Annotated in this window: 2 protein-coding genes; both read left to right on the forward strand. The window is 63.1% G+C overall.

All coding sequences use genetic code 11. The annotated features are described in order from the left end of the window. The coding region (locus MJD61_22230; protein ID MCG8557977.1) for a hypothetical protein at nt 1-433 on the forward strand (433 nt) is incomplete at its 5' end. Next, nucleotides 430-813 (forward strand): hypothetical protein, encoded by a 384-nt coding sequence (locus MJD61_22235; GenBank protein ID MCG8557978.1) that lies wholly within the window; start codon nt 430-432, stop codon nt 811-813. The genes MJD61_22230 and MJD61_22235, both read left to right, overlap by 4 nt. The last annotated feature ends 229 nt before the right edge of the window (nt 814-1042 follow it).

Below are 1042 nucleotides of genomic sequence, written 5' to 3' on the forward strand. Positions count from 1 at the left end.
GAAAATCGTCCGTGGCGAGCAAGCAACCGCAGGCGACCTCGCCAGCGGCGCCGCAGCCGGACTCGCAGGACTCGGCCTAGCCAGGGGCGCCGGCAACCTCGCAGGCACCGTGGCCCGACCCGCTGCCACAAGGGGGGCGGGTGCAGGCAAGACGGTCCTGGGCAAGTTCCCTGACTACGTCAATCTCGCTGATGATCTAGCCGCAAGACGTTTCAGCATCCCGACAAAGATCTGGAGCAAGATGACGCCGGCCGAGCAGTGGGCCGCGAACCAGAAGTTCCTCGATCGAATGATCTCTCGCGGGGATGAGATCGTCCTCTCCAACCCGGTCAAGAACGTGAGCGAAGCGACCGGCTGGTTTGGACGAGAGCTCAACTACCTCGTCGAGCAAGGGTTCCGCCTCAGCGCGGACGGAACGAGGATGATCCGATGAGCACTGCTGTGTCGCCTGAAGCGCAGGTTACCGCGGAGGCAGTCGCCCGCCTGCCCCGTACATTCCACAGTCGAGGTGACCTCTCGGCCTACGCCATTCTTGAGCAGTCCGGGTACTTCGACCGGCATGTACACGTTACCCCCGACTTGCTCGCAGCGATTCTCGCGAGCGATGCATCGCTGGTGGACGACTGGCTGGCGTTGTCTGAGAACAAACGGACGAGCTCTGGCTGGTACTTTCGCCAGGAGCCCACCGGCTTCACCGTGGCGTTTGTGGATGAGGCCGGCAACAAGGTCGACGAAAACAGCTATACCGACCGCATCGAGGCGTGCGCGGAGTTCATTAAGCGGGAAGTCGAGGAGATGCGGCAACTCGGATAGCTGAGGGCGAAACCGACCTTGCCATCCCGCCCACGCCACGCCTTCATCCCGGACGATGGCGAACTACGCCGACGTGATGTGGCCCGGCGACCTGACCCTCGATAGAGCGGCCGGTGTCAAGTACATGCAGTGGTCCCCTCCGGCAGCGCGGTGCGCAGTCGGCAATCTCACCCATCGATACGTGCTTTGAATCCGGCCTAACGTTGCCGGGGCACAGGAGGCTGGTCGA

This window comes from Pseudomonadota bacterium (assembly GCA_022361155.1).
Classification (GTDB): Bacteria; Myxococcota_A; Polyangia; order Polyangiales; family JAKSBK01; genus JAKSBK01.